The 13,976-nt window shown below is 63.7% G+C and carries 12 protein-coding genes; 1 reads left to right on the top strand and 11 read right to left on the bottom strand.

Annotated elements, in window-relative coordinates; translation table 11 throughout:
* Positions 1 to 36: 36 nt before the first annotated feature.
* From BJ6T_RS14325 to BJ6T_RS14315, 3 genes are all read right to left on the bottom strand, one after another.
* Complete coding sequence (locus tag BJ6T_RS14325) at positions 37 to 1,689, bottom strand: NAD-dependent malic enzyme (protein WP_080593857.1); 1,653 nt, start codon at positions 1,687 to 1,689, stop codon at positions 37 to 39.
* A 162-nt stretch (positions 1,690 to 1,851) separates the two neighbouring features.
* On the bottom strand, positions 1,852 to 2,850 hold the full coding sequence (locus BJ6T_RS14320) for a Bug family tripartite tricarboxylate transporter substrate binding protein (RefSeq protein WP_014493094.1): 999 nt from the start codon (positions 2,848 to 2,850) through the stop codon (positions 1,852 to 1,854).
* Positions 2,851 to 2,949: 99 nt separating this feature from the next.
* Positions 2,950 to 5,283, bottom strand: a complete 2,334-nt coding sequence (locus BJ6T_RS14315) for a mechanosensitive ion channel domain-containing protein (RefSeq protein ID WP_014493093.1) — start codon at positions 5,281 to 5,283, stop codon at positions 2,950 to 2,952.
* Positions 5,284 to 6,003: 720 nt separating this feature from the next.
* On the opposite strand from BJ6T_RS14315, the gene BJ6T_RS14310 reads away from it, so the two are divergent.
* Complete coding sequence (locus BJ6T_RS14310; RefSeq protein ID WP_014493092.1) at positions 6,004 to 6,888, top strand: MBL fold metallo-hydrolase; 885 nt, start codon at positions 6,004 to 6,006, stop codon at positions 6,886 to 6,888.
* Positions 6,889 to 7,031: 143 nt separating this feature from the next.
* On the opposite strand, the gene BJ6T_RS14305 is transcribed toward BJ6T_RS14310, so the two are convergent.
* The 8 genes from BJ6T_RS14305 to BJ6T_RS14270 are packed head-to-tail and all read right to left on the bottom strand — an operon-like array spanning position 7,032 to position 13,935.
* Positions 7,032 to 7,286: a DUF3551 domain-containing protein gene (locus tag BJ6T_RS14305; protein ID WP_014493091.1), complete on the bottom strand. Its 255-nt coding sequence runs from the start codon at positions 7,284 to 7,286 to the stop codon at positions 7,032 to 7,034.
* Between the two features lie 13 nt (positions 7,287 to 7,299).
* Positions 7,300 to 8,337 (bottom strand): patatin-like phospholipase family protein, encoded by a 1,038-nt coding sequence (locus tag BJ6T_RS14300; protein WP_014493090.1) that lies wholly within the window; start codon positions 8,335 to 8,337, stop codon positions 7,300 to 7,302.
* Entirely contained in the window at positions 8,334 to 9,263 is a 930-nt protein-coding gene (locus BJ6T_RS14295; protein WP_014493089.1) for a polyphosphate kinase 2 family protein, read from the bottom strand. Before BJ6T_RS14295 ends, BJ6T_RS14300 begins: the two co-directional genes overlap by 4 nt.
* Positions 9,223 to 10,242 carry a branched-chain amino acid ABC transporter permease gene (locus BJ6T_RS14290; RefSeq protein WP_028170672.1) on the bottom strand — a complete coding sequence of 340 codons (1,020 nt, stop codon included), beginning with the start codon at positions 10,240 to 10,242 and terminating at the stop codon, positions 9,223 to 9,225. Before BJ6T_RS14290 ends, BJ6T_RS14295 begins: the two co-directional genes overlap by 41 nt.
* Positions 10,239 to 11,120 carry a branched-chain amino acid ABC transporter permease gene (locus tag BJ6T_RS14285; RefSeq protein ID WP_014493087.1) on the bottom strand — a complete coding sequence of 294 codons (882 nt, stop codon included), beginning with the start codon at positions 11,118 to 11,120 and terminating at the stop codon, positions 10,239 to 10,241. Before BJ6T_RS14285 ends, BJ6T_RS14290 begins: the two co-directional genes overlap by 4 nt.
* 13 nt (positions 11,121 to 11,133) lie before the next feature.
* Positions 11,134 to 11,838 carry an ABC transporter ATP-binding protein gene (locus tag BJ6T_RS14280; RefSeq protein ID WP_014493086.1) on the bottom strand — a complete coding sequence of 235 codons (705 nt, stop codon included), beginning with the start codon at positions 11,836 to 11,838 and terminating at the stop codon, positions 11,134 to 11,136.
* Positions 11,839 to 11,841: 3 nt separating this feature from the next.
* Positions 11,842 to 12,609, bottom strand: coding sequence for an ABC transporter ATP-binding protein (locus tag BJ6T_RS14275; protein ID WP_014493085.1), 768 nt, complete (start codon positions 12,607 to 12,609; stop codon positions 11,842 to 11,844).
* Between the two features lie 15 nt (positions 12,610 to 12,624).
* Positions 12,625 to 13,935 carry an ABC transporter substrate-binding protein gene (locus BJ6T_RS14270; RefSeq protein ID WP_014493084.1) on the bottom strand — a complete coding sequence of 437 codons (1,311 nt, stop codon included), beginning with the start codon at positions 13,933 to 13,935 and terminating at the stop codon, positions 12,625 to 12,627.
* Positions 13,936 to 13,976: the final 41 nt, after the last annotated feature.

The following is a 13,976-nucleotide window of genomic DNA, read 5'->3' as shown; positions in this document are numbered from 1 at the left end:
CAGCGCATTAACCGCGCCGTTTTGGATGCAGCACGCTCAGTACTTCGGCTCGTACATCTCGGACTGGACCAGGCCCTTCACGTCGTTGGGAGCGGGGCCGTCGGCGAGACCGCGCTGGTAGGCGACGTCTGCCACCGCAACGGCGATGCGGGCCGAAACCTCGCGAATGCGAGGAAGTGCCGGATAGAGGCTGCCCTGCGCGAGGTCCTCCTTGCCGACGCAATCGGCGAGCGTATGCGCGGCCGCCATGAACATCTCGTCCGTCACCAGGCGCGAGCGGCTGGCGATGACCCCGAGGCCGACGCCGGGGAAGACGTAGGAATTGTTGCCCTGGCGCGGCACGAAAGTGCGGCCGTTCAGCTTCACCGGATCGTACGGGCTGCCGCAGGCGAACAGCGCGCGGCCTTCGGTGTAGCGATAGGCGTCCTCCGCCGAGCATTCGGCCTTCGAGGTCGGATTGGAGAGCGCGAACACGATCGGCTGCTCGTTGAGCTCGGCCATCGCCTTGAGCACCTCGGGCGTGAAGGCGCCGCCGACCGCGGCGACACCGATGATCGCCGTCGGCTTCAGCGTCTTGATCGCGGTGAGGAAATCGGCGATCGGCGCCTGGCCGGCATGGGCATAGCGCAGCTTGTGGCCAGAGAGGCCGTCACGGCCGCCGACGACGAGGCCGCGGGAATCCACCAGCCAGTTGCGCCGGAGAGCTTCCGCCTCGGAAATCCCCTCCGCCATCATGGCGGAGACGACGAGATCGGCGATGCCGGTTGCCGCCTCGCCCGCGCCAAGGAACAGGATGCGCTGATCCCCGAGCTTGCCGCCGTTGACGCGCAGCGCGGAGAACAGGCCAGCGAGCGCCACCGCCGCGGTGCCCTGGATGTCGTCGTTGAAGACGCAGGCTTCGTCCCGGTATTTGTGGAGCAGCTTGAACGCCGAGTGATTGGCGAAATCCTCGAACTGGATCAGGACGCCCGGAAAGGTCTTTCGCGCAGCGACCATGAATTCGTCGACAAAGCTGTCATAGGCCTCGCCGGTGAGCCGCCGCTCGCGCAGGCCGAGATAATAGGGATCATTCAGGAGCTCTTCGTTGTTGGTGCCGACGTCGAGCACAATAGGCAGGCAATTCTCGGGATGCACGCCTGCGCAGGCCGAATAGAGCGAGAGCTTGCCGACCGGAATACCCATGCCGTTGGCGCCGAGGTCGCCGAGGCCCAGGATGCGCTCGCCATCGGTCACGACGATCAGCTTGGCCGGATAAGGCCAGTTCTTCAAGATCTCGGCGATCTGGCCGCGATCGTGCGATGAAATGAACATGCCCCGCGGCCGCTGGAAGATCAGGCCGTACTTCTGGCAGGCGAGCCCGACCGTCGGCGTGTAGATGATCGGCTGGATCTCGTCGATATTGTCGACGACGACGCGGAAGAACAGCGCCTCGTTGCGGTCGTGCAGCGCGTTCAGCGCAACATATTTCTCCAGGTCCGTCGGCAGCGTGCGCAAATTGGTCAGCACGCGCTCGGCCTGCGTCTCCATCGTCAGCACGCAGGGCGGCAGCAGGCCGCGCAGGCCAAGCGAATCGCGCTCCGCTTCCGTGAAGGCTGTGCCCTTGTTGAGCAAGGGATCGCGCAACAGCGTCATGCCGTGAGCGGTGTCGGATGGTGTCGAATGGGCGCTGACCCGAGCAGGTCTATTCACGAATTCCCCCAGGGAGTTTCTTATTGAACTGCAAGCATTGTCGGCCAGTGCTCACCTGAGATCAAGGACGTAGAGACTCAAGGCTGGATTGTGATCTCGCACCGCAGCGAGATTTCGCGAAAAGCCGGCATTTGCGCGCGAGAAGAGGTTAACGTGGCAGGACTACTCGGGCTTGATGTCGGCGGCCTTCACGATCGGCCACCATTTCTCGGTCTCCGCCTTCTGGAATGCGCCGAGCGCCGAAGGCGATTGCTGGTCGGCCGGCGGAATCTCCTGCCCCAATTCGCCGAAACGCTGCTTGACAGAGGGATCGGCAAGCACGGCGACGATGGCCGCGTGGAGCTTTGTGACGATCTCCTTCGGCGTGTTCTTCGGTGCCCAGATGCCGTGCCAGTAGGAGATGTAGAGACCGGGCAGGCCCGCCTCGTCGACGGTCGGAATGTCGGGCGCGGACGCGAGCCGCGTCGGCGAGGTCACCGCAAACGCCTTGATCGCGCCGTTCTTGTATTGCGGCAGCGAGTTCGAGGCCTGGTCGAACATGATGTCGATCTGGCCCGCGACGAGATCGATCATGGCGGGTCCGGCGCCGCGATAAGGCACGAACTGGAAATCGGTGCCGGTCTTCTCCTTGAAGAAGACGCCTGCGACGTGCGCGCCCGTGCCTGCACCAGCTGTGCCAGCAGTCGCCTTACCGGGGCTGGCCTTCAGCCACGCAATCATCTCTTTCAGATTGTTGGCCTCGAGCGACTTCCGGCCGACGATCAGCTGCGTTCCCATCGCGATTGTCGCGACCGGCTCGAAATCGGCGATCACATCATAGGGCAGCTTGAAGATCGCGCCGTTCAGCACATGCGTGCCCCAATGGCCGATCGTGATCGTCGTGCCGTCGGGCGTCGCGCGCGCGACGCGGGCGCCCGCAATGCTGCCGGAGGCACCGGCAACATTCTCGACGACGACGGTCGTGTGCAGCTGAGCGGCGATCCGCTCGGACAGGATCCGCGCCAGCGTGTCGGTCGGGCCGCCCGCCGCGAACGGCACCACGAGGGTGATGGGGCGCGACGGGAACGGCTGGGCGCCGGCCGGCACGGCCCACGCCGCGGATCCGATCAATGCGCAAATGACGATCACATGACCGCGTAGTCCGGCCCACAGCCCCTGCATTTCATCCACCCTTTTTCATCGCCCGCATGTTGTCAGCGGGCTGGGGCCGGAGTGAACGCTGCCGGGCGGGCAGAGGCAAGCCGGAAATTATGCCGAGCGCTAACCAGCCGCCCGCCGCGGGGCCAGATTGGCGGCGCCATCAGCCGGCGGCGCGATCTGCATCAGGATGGTCTGGACCGGGGATGCGACCTCGATGCCGTTCTGCTGGAAGCGCAGCTTCATGCGGCGGTTGAATTCGCGCTGGACCGGCCAGCGCCCCGCCTCCGTGCACCGGATCTGGCCGACGATCGACACCATGGCACCATCGACCTTGTCGATGCCCCACAGCTCGAGGTCGCCGCGAATTGCCGCGCGAAACTCCGGCTCGCGGCGCATCTCCTCGACGATGTCCTTGAGGATCTGGCCGGCGCGGTCGGTGTCTTCCTTGTAGGCGACATTGACGCTGACGGACGCATTGCCGGCGCCGCGGCTGGCATTGGTGATGGTCGTGACCGCGCTGAACGGCACGATGTGCACCGCGCCGTCGCCTGCGCGCAGACGAATGGTGCGGATCGAGACGTTCTCGACCACGCCGGAGAGGCCGGAGACGCTGACATTATCTCCGACCTGGACCGTGTTCTCCAGCAGCAGGAACAGGCCGGTGATGAGATCCTGCACCAGCTTCTGCGAGCCGAAGCCGATGGCGATGCCGACGATGCCGGCGCCGGCCAACAGCGGCGCGACGTTGACGCCGATCTCGCTCAGCGCGGTGAGGCCGACGACGGTGGCGATCAGGCAGAGCAGCGCCGTTCGCAGCATCGGCTGGAAGGTGCGCAGGCGCGCCGCGCGGGCGTAGTGCCCGTCGCGTGACAACGTATTGATCTGGCGATCCAGCAGCGCGTTGCTGGCCTCCCAGATGGCGGCAGCAATGAGCACAGCGATGCCGATGGTCGCCACCGCCGAAATCAGCCGGCTGCCGATCTGGCCTCCATAGAACCAGACGATGGCGTCGACGCCCCAGACTTCGAGCACGGCCACGAAGCCGATGAACGCGATCACGCTGGACACGACCTTGCGCAGCAGCGGCAGATAGCGGTTGGCGCGGATCTCGAGGCCCGGAAAGCGCTGGAGAATCTCCGGCTTGATGCGGAAGCCGCGGTCGATCAGGCTCAGCGTCACCATGATGGCGACGCGCGTGATCAGCGCCACCACGACGGTTCCGACGAAATATTGCAGCAGCAGCGAATAGCCATTGCGGATGTTGAGCGCCCACACCGCCCACAGCGCGAGGTCGAGCGCGATGGCGAGATAGTGCCAGCCGCCGGCAATGCGGTTGCGCAGTCGCGCCGCGATCCCCTGACGCTCCGCCGGCGCGCGGATGGCCTCGGCGACCTGGCGGCGGCATTGCAGGATGATGACGACGACGAAGAGATGTACGACCAGCAACACCATGCGCAGCAGCGCCGCATAGCCGGCACGATGCAGGCCGAGCAGCAGCGCCACATTGGCGAACGCGATGCCGGAGACGCCGACGGCCACGATGCGCCGCGCCCAGATCTCGATATAGGCCGCGGTTTCTGCCCGAACCGGAACGACGCCAAACGGCCCCGCCAGCGCGCGGACGACGCAGATGAGCCCGCGCGAGAACGCATAGGCATTGACGACGGCGAGGATCACGAGGCGGACGGTTGCGGGATCGCCGATCTCCGTGCCGAGCAGTGCGGTTGCGACGCCGATGAAAACGAACACAGGGAGCAGCTCGAGCAGGAGACGCCCGAGCACGAAGGGCAGCCGCAGCAGCAATTGCCAGACACGTGCGAGACTGTGGCGGCGCTTGTGCAGCTCGGGCGCGGGCGTGACATCGGCGACCGATGACGGTGGATCTGCGATGGGCAGCACCTGCGCCGGCAGGCGCGCGGTTTGCGGGACGCGTCCTTCCAGGAAGGCAACCGGCCGCCGGATCGCGCGGAAGATCACCCATTCCGCCGCAATGGCGCAGCCGAGCACCAGCGCGAGCTTCCACGCGATCTCGATCAGGAGGTTGTAGGCGGCGGGATCGTTGGCGGTCCGTACGATCCAGTAATAGAAGGCGGGGAAATGCGTCAGCGTCCGCGCCACGTCGGCGATCTCGCGCGAGATCTCGCCGATCTCTTCCGACACCGTGAGCAGGAGCTGTGCGCCAAGGCCGTCGGCCGAGAGCGGGATCGGCGATTTCTGCTCGGGCGCGGCGGGCACGGGCTGCTGCTGACCGGGCGCATTCGCGATCACGCGCAGCGTATCGATCATCTGCGCACGCTTTTTGTCGTCCTGGAGCGTCTCCAGCGCACGCTTGGCTTCCTCCTGCGAAAGCGCGGCAGCCCTGTTGGCGACCGGCGGCTCGGCGCGGACCGTGGAAAGAGACGAGATCGCAAGGAAGAGAGCGGCGAGGAACGCCGGGGCAAGCTTGTGCGACACGAGGATTCCCTGGAAAAGTGCATGCGCCGGCGGAGTCGGGACTGTCGCCGCCGAAGCACTGCATCATGTCGGATCGACGCTATTCGCCCCGGCGCTGTGTCGGAAGTTGGCCAACGAGGCGACATTCTCTTGGCATTTGCCGCAATGCAGGAACGGGAACCGTCGGCTCCGCGCGGCCGGACATCGGCCGAGTGCGATGCGCACAATAAAATCCTCCCGTCATCCCGGGAGTCGGCCCGGAATGACGGCGAGGAGGAGGAGAAAGCAGGATGTCAAAGCGCCTGTCACGGCGGCCGCATCACGGCCATCCGACACGATCGGTGTGATGCAAAATACAGCGCCGGGAAGGTAGGGGCTTTGCCTCACTGATGCAGCCCGCTAAACCTTGACCCGGCGTGCCGTTCGCGGTTTCTGCCGCTATGCGATAGTCCGAACGAGCTCCATCGCACTTAACGCGGCTGGATCTGCGGAGGTGGAGTCATAGACCTCCCCTTGCTCTGAGGTGGACGACGCGTCGCTTGTTTGCGACCAACAACATGCTCCTCCCGTGACATAAAACTGTCAAGCAGGATCAATGGTGCCGGTATCACATTTGAGGACGTGTTCCCTCCACCTCGACAGATTGATGGCAGTGGATCAGGGAATAAATTCCCTCCCGCCGCGTTTGTGTCAGAGAGTCCATCCGCCTTCCGCATTCCATCCTTTTCCAGAAAGCCAGACATGAAAGCATTACTTTGCATCGCCGCTGTGGCGGCTCTCCTGACTGGATCAGCCTTCGCGCAGATCCCGCCGCAGACCTCGACCAAGAAGGTCGACGGCACCGAGAACGTCTACGTCTTCCGCTATGGTGGTCATCAGTCGATGTTCATCGTGACGCCGCAGGGCGTGATCGCGACCGACCCGATCTCGTATCTGCGTCCGGCAAAGCCCTATATCGACGCCATCAAGGCCGTCACCGACAAGCCGATCAAATACGTCATCTACAGCCACCACCATTACGACCACATCGCCGGCGGCCAGCCCTTCAAGGATCTCGGTGCCACCTTCATTGCGCACCGGCGGACCAAGGAGCGCCTGCTCGAGCTGAAGAAGCAGAATTCGCTGCTCGCCGACGTCGTGATGCCGGACCAGGTGATCGACGGCAAGAAGAGCATCACGCTCGGCGGCACCACGCTGGAGCTGAACTATGTCGGCCGCAACCATTCCGACAATTCGCTGGTGATGCGGCTGCCGAAGGAGAAGATCGTCTTCGTCGTCGACTTCGCGCCGATCGAGTCCGTGCAGTTCCGCAACATTCCCGACAATGCGTCGCCGTTGGAGTATATCGCCTCGCTGAAGAAGCTGGCGTCGCTCGATTGGGAGCGGATGATCCCCGGCCATCCCTATGCCGGCGGCCGCTTCGGCACCAAGAAGGACGTCGAGGACGACATCGCCTACATGGAGGACCTTTCTGCGGAGGTGAAGAAGGCCGCCGATGCCGGCAAATGCTTCGACACCGCGATGAAGGAAGTGAAGCTGCCGAAATACGAGAAATGGGCGAATTACGAGACCGTCCTTCCCGCCAATATCGAACGCTTCTGCTACTGGTGGGGCCGCGGGTATTGAGGGGCGGCTTGCTCAGACGCGACGAGCTTCGCTCGCGCTGAGATCGTAGGGTGAGCAAAGGCGCTCTTGCGCCGTGCTCACCACCTCTCGCCGGATGAAGATTGGTGGGCACGCTTTGCTTTGCCCACCCTACGGGGTCGCCGCTAGCGAACGCGCCGCCCTGTCCTCGCCGACGGCGCCTGCGCGAAATACGGATTCGTGAGACATGTCGCCGGACGTCCCTGCGCGCTTGCCTGGCACTGGGCCAACGACGAGAAAATGCAATCCATCCGCTCGCCCTCCAACTCGCCGAAGACGTGCAGGCAGACCGACGCATCGCCCCCATAGGTCTGGGCGCGCGCGGAACCGGCGATCAAGAGCGCGGCGAACAGGGAAACGACGACAGCAGGCTTGTACACGACAACCTCGAAATCAGAGAAACATTTCAGTCAAATCAACCGTCGACGAGCTGCCGATCCAGTCAAAGTTTTGCGTCAGCCAGATTCGCGCGGCCTCGCGCCCCTCGTCACGCAGGCGGCACAAGAGGCTCCATTCGGGATGGAACTGCGTGGCCGTTCCGAGCTGCGACATCAATTGGTCGTTCCCGATCCAGTGCATGAACATGCGGCTGTGCGTGTTGCGATCGAGCTCGCCACTATCGATCAGCCGGGTCGCGAAGGCAATCGCGCGCATCTCACGCATCAGTGACGAATTGAAGCTGATCTCGTTGATGCGATGGAGGACGTCGGCGGCGCTCGCCGGCAGTTCGTCACGCCGGATCGCGGTCACCTGCACGATGATAACGTCTTGGCTACCTTTTCGATAGATCAGCGGAAAGATCGCGGGATTTCCGAGATAACCGCCATCCCAATAATGCTCGCCGTCGATCTCGACCGCCTGGAAATATGGCGGCAGACAGGCCGAGGCGAGCACGGTCTCCGCGCTGAGCAGCGGCGTCTGGAACACCTTGATCTTGCCGGTACGGACATTCGTGGCGTTGAGAAAGAGCTGCGGTGCGTCCGGCGATGAATTGAGCCGGTCGAAATCGACCACGCGTTGCAGCAACGACCGCAGCGGATTGAAGTGGAGAGGGTTGAGCAGGTTCGGCGGCACCGTGTGCGTCAGCGTGTGGATGAAAGCATGGACAGGGTGATATTCCGGCGGCAGCTTGAGGGCCTGGATCAACTGGTTGAGTGGCGAGAACAGGTCATAGACCTGATCCATCCGCGAGACCTCGTACCAGAACGCATGCAGGTTCTGCCGCGCCGCCTCGGCTCCGCCGATGGCCATGCCTGAGGCCAGCACCACCGCATTCATCGCGCCCGCGCTTGTAGCGCTGATCGCCTCGATGGCGAGCCTGCCGTCCTCGAGCACGTGGTCCAGCACGCCCCAGACGAAGGCGCCGTGCGCGCCGCCGCCCTGGAGCGCGAAGTTGACGTTCTTCTGGTTGCTGGTCTCACCGGCGGTCACTTTGCGGGCTTCCTGCCTCCCTTCCCCTCGCTCTCCAGCGCTTTGCGCACTTCGGCGAACTCACGCAGTGAGCCCTTGTCGGCACGGGGAAAACGCAGATCCAGTTTTTCGAGCGCCGCGACGATCGCCGAACCGATCACGACGCGCGCGAACCATTTGTGGTCGGCCGGCACGACATACCAGGGCGCATGCGACGTTGCCGTATGCCGGACGATGTCCTGATAGACCGCCTGGTAGCGCGGCCACAGCGCGCGCTCCTTGATGTCGTCCATCGAGAACTTCCACTGCTTGGCCGGCTCCTCGAGCCGCTCAAGGAAGCGCTCGCGCTGCTCCTCCTTGGATAGATTGAGGAAGAATTTCAGAACCACCGTGCCGTTGCGGCTGAGATGGCGCTCGAAGGCGGAGATGTCCTCGAACCGCTCCTTCCAGATGTTCTTGGTGACGAGCCTTTGCGGCAGCTTCTGTTTGGCAAGAATCTCCGGGTGCACCCGCGTGACCAGGCACTCCTCGTAATGCGAACGGTTGAAGATGCCGATATGGCCGCGCTCGGGCAGCGCGATCGCGTGGCGCCAGAGGAAATCGTGATCGAGCTCCTTGGTGCTCGGCGCCTTGAAAGCATGGACTTCGCAGCCCTGCGGATTGATGCCCTCGAAGATCGCCTTGATCGCACTATCCTTGCCGCCGGCGTCCATGGCCTGGAACACGATCAGCACCGACCAGCGGTCCTGGGCGTAGAGCTTCTCCTGAAACTCGATCATCCGCTTCTTGTTAGCGTCGAGAATCTCCTGCGCCTTCTCCTTGTCGAGATCGCCCTTCTCGTTGGTCTTGTAATCCTTGAGATGAAACTTGCCCGATCCGTCGTAACGGAACGGCGTGATGTAGCGGTCAAGTTCCTGGGCGAGCGATTTGGACGGCTTCTTGCTCATGAGCGCGGGGCACCTTGCGTTGCGGCTTCAATCGGTCGAGCAGGCTACCAAGGATGCCCTTGGGAAGGAATATGATGAAAAGGACCAGCAGCACGCCATAGACGAGGTTGTCCCAGCCGACCGCCTTGGTGCCGAAGCCGATCCGGAGGGTTTCCGCCAACAGAATGGTGATGACAGCGCCAAAGGTCGGGCCGAGCGAGACGAACAGGCCGCCGACGATGGCCGCGAACACCATCTGGAGCGACACCGCGATGCCGCTGACGGTGTCAGGGGTGATGAACATCTGGTACTGGCAGTAGATTGCGCCGGCGAGCGCCGTCATCACGGCACTGAGCAGCGTGATCTTCAGCTTCTCGGCGGTGACGTCTACTCCTGCCGCGGCCGCGGCATCCTCATCCTCCGAGATCGCCTCGAGTGCGTAGCGGGCCATGCTGCGGTCGACCCAGTGCCAGACCACGATGCCGAAAAGCCAGACCCCGAGCGCGATCAGATACCAGGTCGTCTTGTCGTCGAATTGCAGCGCCAGCAGCTTGTTGCCGGTGGCGCGATTCGGCGTATAGCCGAGCGAGCCGCCGGTATAGTCACGCGTCGCCGTGATGACCTGGAGCACGATGCCCGACAGCGCCAGCGTCACCAGCACGAAATAATGTCCGGTGATGCGGAAGCGGAAGCAGGGATAGCCGACGATCAGCGCCAGCGCACCGGCCGCAACCATGCTGATGGGAATGCCGATCCAGGGCGACCAGCCCAGATGATTCCACAGCAGCGCGGTGACATAGGCGCCGATCCCCATGAAGCCGCCATGGCCGAGCGAGACGAGGCCGAACCGTCCCATCATCGACCAGGACGTGTAGGCGAACGACCAGATCAGGATCAGCACGAGGATGTGCAGATGATAGGGGTCGCGATAGAGGAAGGGCAGCGCGACCAGCGCCGCCAGCCCGACCGCCCATGCCGCAAGCCGCCCCTGCCCCATCATCGGCGCCTCGCAAGCAGGCCCGCGGGCCGAATGAACATCATGACGATGAAGAAGGCGAAGGCGAGCACGTAGCCCCATTCGAGATCGGAGAACAGGCCGCCGAGCGAGATGATCTCGGCGAACAGGAAAGCGGCGATGAAGCCCCCGATGAAATTGCCCAGGCCCCCGAGCACGCAGATCAGGAAGGTGATCGGCCCGAAGGACAGGCCGACGAAGGGGTGCACGTCATATTGCAGCACAAGAAGACAAGCGGCGAGCCCGGCCAACGCACCGCCCAGCGCCGACGTGACGAGGTAGATCCGCCTGGTGTCGACGCCCATCAGGGCCATGATCTGCCGGTCCTGCGAGATGGCGCGGATCGCGGTGCCGGTGAAGGTCCGCGTCATGAACAGATAGACCGCGACCATGCCGACCAGCGCCGCCAGGAAGGACAGAAGTCGCGCGTAGCTGAAATTCATGTCGCCGAAGGCGAGCACCGGCAAGCGGATGCCGAGATTGCGGAAGTCGATGCCGAAGGCAACGGTGGCAAAGCTCTGGAGCACGAACAGCACCCCGCCGGTCGCGAGCAGCTGGTTGATCGGCGGCGCGGTCAGCAGCGGCGCGATCACGAGATAGTGCAGCGCCGCGCCGAGCACCGCGACCAGCAGGATGGTGAGCGGCGCGGCGACGAAATAGCTGATGCCGTAATATTGCACCATGAAATACATGGCGTACATGCCGATCATCACCAGCTCTGCGTAGCAGATCCAGGTCACGTCGATGACGCCAAAGATCAAGTTGAGCCCGAGCGCGAGCAGTGCCAGCACGCCGCCGAGCAGGATGCCGTTGATCACGGCCTCTAGCAGATAGATATCGAAAATGCCCAGAAAAGCTTGCATGCCTGCATGAACCTCATACCCCGAGATACGCTTCCTTGACCGTGTCGCTCGCCAGCATCTCGGCCGAGGTGCCGGATGCCCGGATCGTGCCGGCCTCGATCAGATAGGCGCGATCAACCACCTTCAGCACCTGCTGCACGTTCTGCTCGACGATCAGCACCGTCAGGCCGCGAGCGCGGATCCGCTTCACCAGCTCGAACACCTGCTGCACCACGACCGGCGCCAGCCCCGCCGACGGCTCGTCGAGCAGCAAAAGTTTTGGATTCGACATCAGCGCGCGGCCGATCGCGCACATCTGCTGCTCGCCGCCGGACATGGTGCCGGCCATCTGGTGGCGGCGTTCCTTCAGGCGCGGAAACAGGTCGAACACGACATCCAGCCGCTCGGCATAGTGGCCACGCGCCTCCTTCATGAAGGCGCCCATCTTGAGATTGTCGTCGACCGTGAGCTGCGGAAACAGCCGCCGGTTCTCCGGCACATGCGCGATACCGAGGCTGACGATCTTGTGCGGCGGCGTCACGACGACATCAACGCCTTCCATCCTGATCGACCCGCGCGTAGGACGGATCAGGCCGGAGATGACGCGCATCAGGGTGGTCTTGCCGGCGCCGTTCGGACCGATGACGCCGACGGCCTCGCCCGCCTTCACGTCGAGATTGACGTCGAACAGCGCCTGGAACGTGCCGTAACCCGCGCTGACCGAACGAAGCTCCAGCATCGTCTAGCCTCCCGAGCGGCGGCGCGCTTCCGCCGCCGCGGCCTGCGTGGTCTCGGCATCGGTGCCGAGATAGACCTCGATGACGCGCGGGTCGCCGGCAACCGCGCTCGGCAACCCTTCCGAGATCTTCTCGCCGTGATCGAGCACCATCACGCGGTCGACGACGCGCATCAGCACGCCCATGATGTGCTCGACCCAGATGATGGTGATGCCGAGTTCGTCGCGGATGTTGCGCAGCATGTCGGCCGCCTGGTCCATCTCGGTCTCGTCGAGGCCGCCGAGGCTCTCGTCGGCAAGCAGCAGTTTTGGCGCGGTGGCGAGCGCCTTCGCAAGTTCGAGCTTCTTCAGGCCGGCTGCGCCCAGGCCATCGACGCTGGCATGGCGATCGGTCGGCAAGCCCACCATCGCAAGTGACCGCTCGGCCGCCTCCTCCGCCCTCGCACGACTGTGGCGGCCCTGGCCGTAGAAGCCGGCAAGCGCGACATTCTCGAAGATTGTCAGGCGTCGGAACGGCCGCGGGATCTGGAAGGTGCGGCCGATGCCGCTGTTGATGATCCGGTGCGGGGCGAGGCCCGCGATCTCGGCGCCGCCAAACACGATCGAGCCGGATGTCGGCGCCAGCGTCCCGGAGAGCATGTTGAAGATCGTGCTCTTGCCCGAGCCGTTGGGGCCGATCAGGCCGAGGATCTCGCCCTGATCGACCCGAAACGACACGTTATTGACGGCGGTGAAGCCACCAAACCGCTTCACCAGCCCGCTGACTTCCAGCACCGTCCTGCTCCGCCGCTACTGGTTGCTGTAGGTGGTGCCCTTCGGCAGCGGCAGCACAGCCTCGCGCTGCGCCTGACTCTTGGGCCACACCACAGAGGATTTGTCGTCGATGTACTGGATCACGACCGGGAACGAACGCTCGTTCTGCCCGGCCATCGGCGTGCCCTCGCCGTAGAACTTGACGCCAAAGCCGAGCATCGTGCCGCCTTCGGGGATGTCGGTGTCGAGCGCGGCCTTGCGCAGCGCGTCGGGATCGACGCCGCCATACTTCTTGATCGCGCGCGGCAGCACATCACTCATGAACACGTAAGTGTTGGATGCGCCGATGCCGACATGCGCCGAGCGGATGGCAACGCCGGGCCTGATCTTGTCGAACTCCTCGCCGACCATCTTGATGACGGGCGGGAGCTTCGGATCCATGGTCTTCTGGTTGGCGAGCCAGATCGAGATCGGGTCGGTGTTGAAGATGTAGGTGGCGTCAGCCCCCATCCCCTCTTTCAGCTTCTCGTAGACGCCGTAGCCGGCGCCATGTCCCATCAGCGCCCCGAACTTCAGCCCCTGCTCGCGGGCCTGGCGCAGCAACAGCGTGATGTCGGGGTTGTAGCCGGTGTGGAAAATGACATCGGGCTTGGCACGCTTCAGCTTGGTCACCAGCGCGGAGAGATCGGGCGCCGTCGCCGAATAGCCTTCCTTCATCACGACGTTGAAGCCCGCCTTCTTCGCGCCGGCCTCGTTGCCCCTGGAGACGTCGACGCCATAGGCGCCATCCTCGTGGATGATGACGACGCGCACGTCCTTCGGCTCCTTGTCGAACTTTGCCTTGGCATTCTGCGCGATGAAATCCATCGTCATCATGCCGAACTGGTCGCCGCTCGCCTGCGGGCGGAACACGTATTTGTAGCCCTTGTCGTTGAACACGGCCGACGAGATGCAGGTCGTCATCCACATGAACTTCTTGAGCTGCTCGACGCGGGCGGCCACCGGCACGCATTGCGCCGAGGAGAAGAAGCCGAGCACCATGTCGACCTTCTCCTGCTCGAGCAGGCGGACGGATTCGTTGATGGCGATGTCGGGCTTGCTCTGCGCGTCGGCATAGACCGCCTCGATCTTGTAGCCCTCGACGCCGGTCTTGGCGAAATGGTCGAGAATAATTTTTGCGCCGATATAGCCGAGCTCAGATCCACCGCCCGCGAGAGGCCCGGTCAGGTCGAAAACAACGCCGATCTTGATCTTCTTCTCTTGAGCCTGAGCCGAAGCCATCAAGCCCGTCGCTGATATCACGACCAAAAGCCCACGTACCAAGCGGGCAGCCATGCGCAGGCGCATCAAAACCTCCCTGGACGATTGTGCATTGCATTCTTGTTGCT

The organism is Bradyrhizobium japonicum USDA 6 (assembly GCF_000284375.1).
Taxonomy (GTDB): domain Bacteria; phylum Pseudomonadota; class Alphaproteobacteria; order Rhizobiales; family Xanthobacteraceae; genus Bradyrhizobium; species Bradyrhizobium japonicum.
This window is presented reverse-complemented; position numbering and strand designations above follow the sequence as displayed.

What these genes read in the sequence shown, in the direction of transcription:
- BJ6T_RS14270 (WP_014493084.1), bottom strand. Translation starts at nt 13,935, where the DNA reads ATGCGCCTGCGCATGGCTGCCCGCTTGGTACGTGGGCTTTTGGTCGTG.
- BJ6T_RS14290 (WP_028170672.1), bottom strand. Translation starts at nt 10,242, where the DNA reads ATGATGGGGCAGGGGCGGCTTGCGGCATGGGCGGTCGGGCTGGCGGCG.
- BJ6T_RS14280 (WP_014493086.1), bottom strand. Translation starts at nt 11,838, where the DNA reads ATGCTGGAGCTTCGTTCGGTCAGCGCGGGTTACGGCACGTTCCAGGCG.
- BJ6T_RS14285 (WP_014493087.1), bottom strand. Translation starts at nt 11,120, where the DNA reads ATGCAAGCTTTTCTGGGCATTTTCGATATCTATCTGCTAGAGGCCGTG.
- BJ6T_RS14310 (WP_014493092.1), top strand. Translation starts at nt 6,004, where the DNA reads ATGAAAGCATTACTTTGCATCGCCGCTGTGGCGGCTCTCCTGACTGGA.
- BJ6T_RS14295 (WP_014493089.1), bottom strand. Translation starts at nt 9,263, where the DNA reads ATGAGCAAGAAGCCGTCCAAATCGCTCGCCCAGGAACTTGACCGCTAC.
- BJ6T_RS14320 (WP_014493094.1), bottom strand. Translation starts at nt 2,850, where the DNA reads ATGCAGGGGCTGTGGGCCGGACTACGCGGTCATGTGATCGTCATTTGC.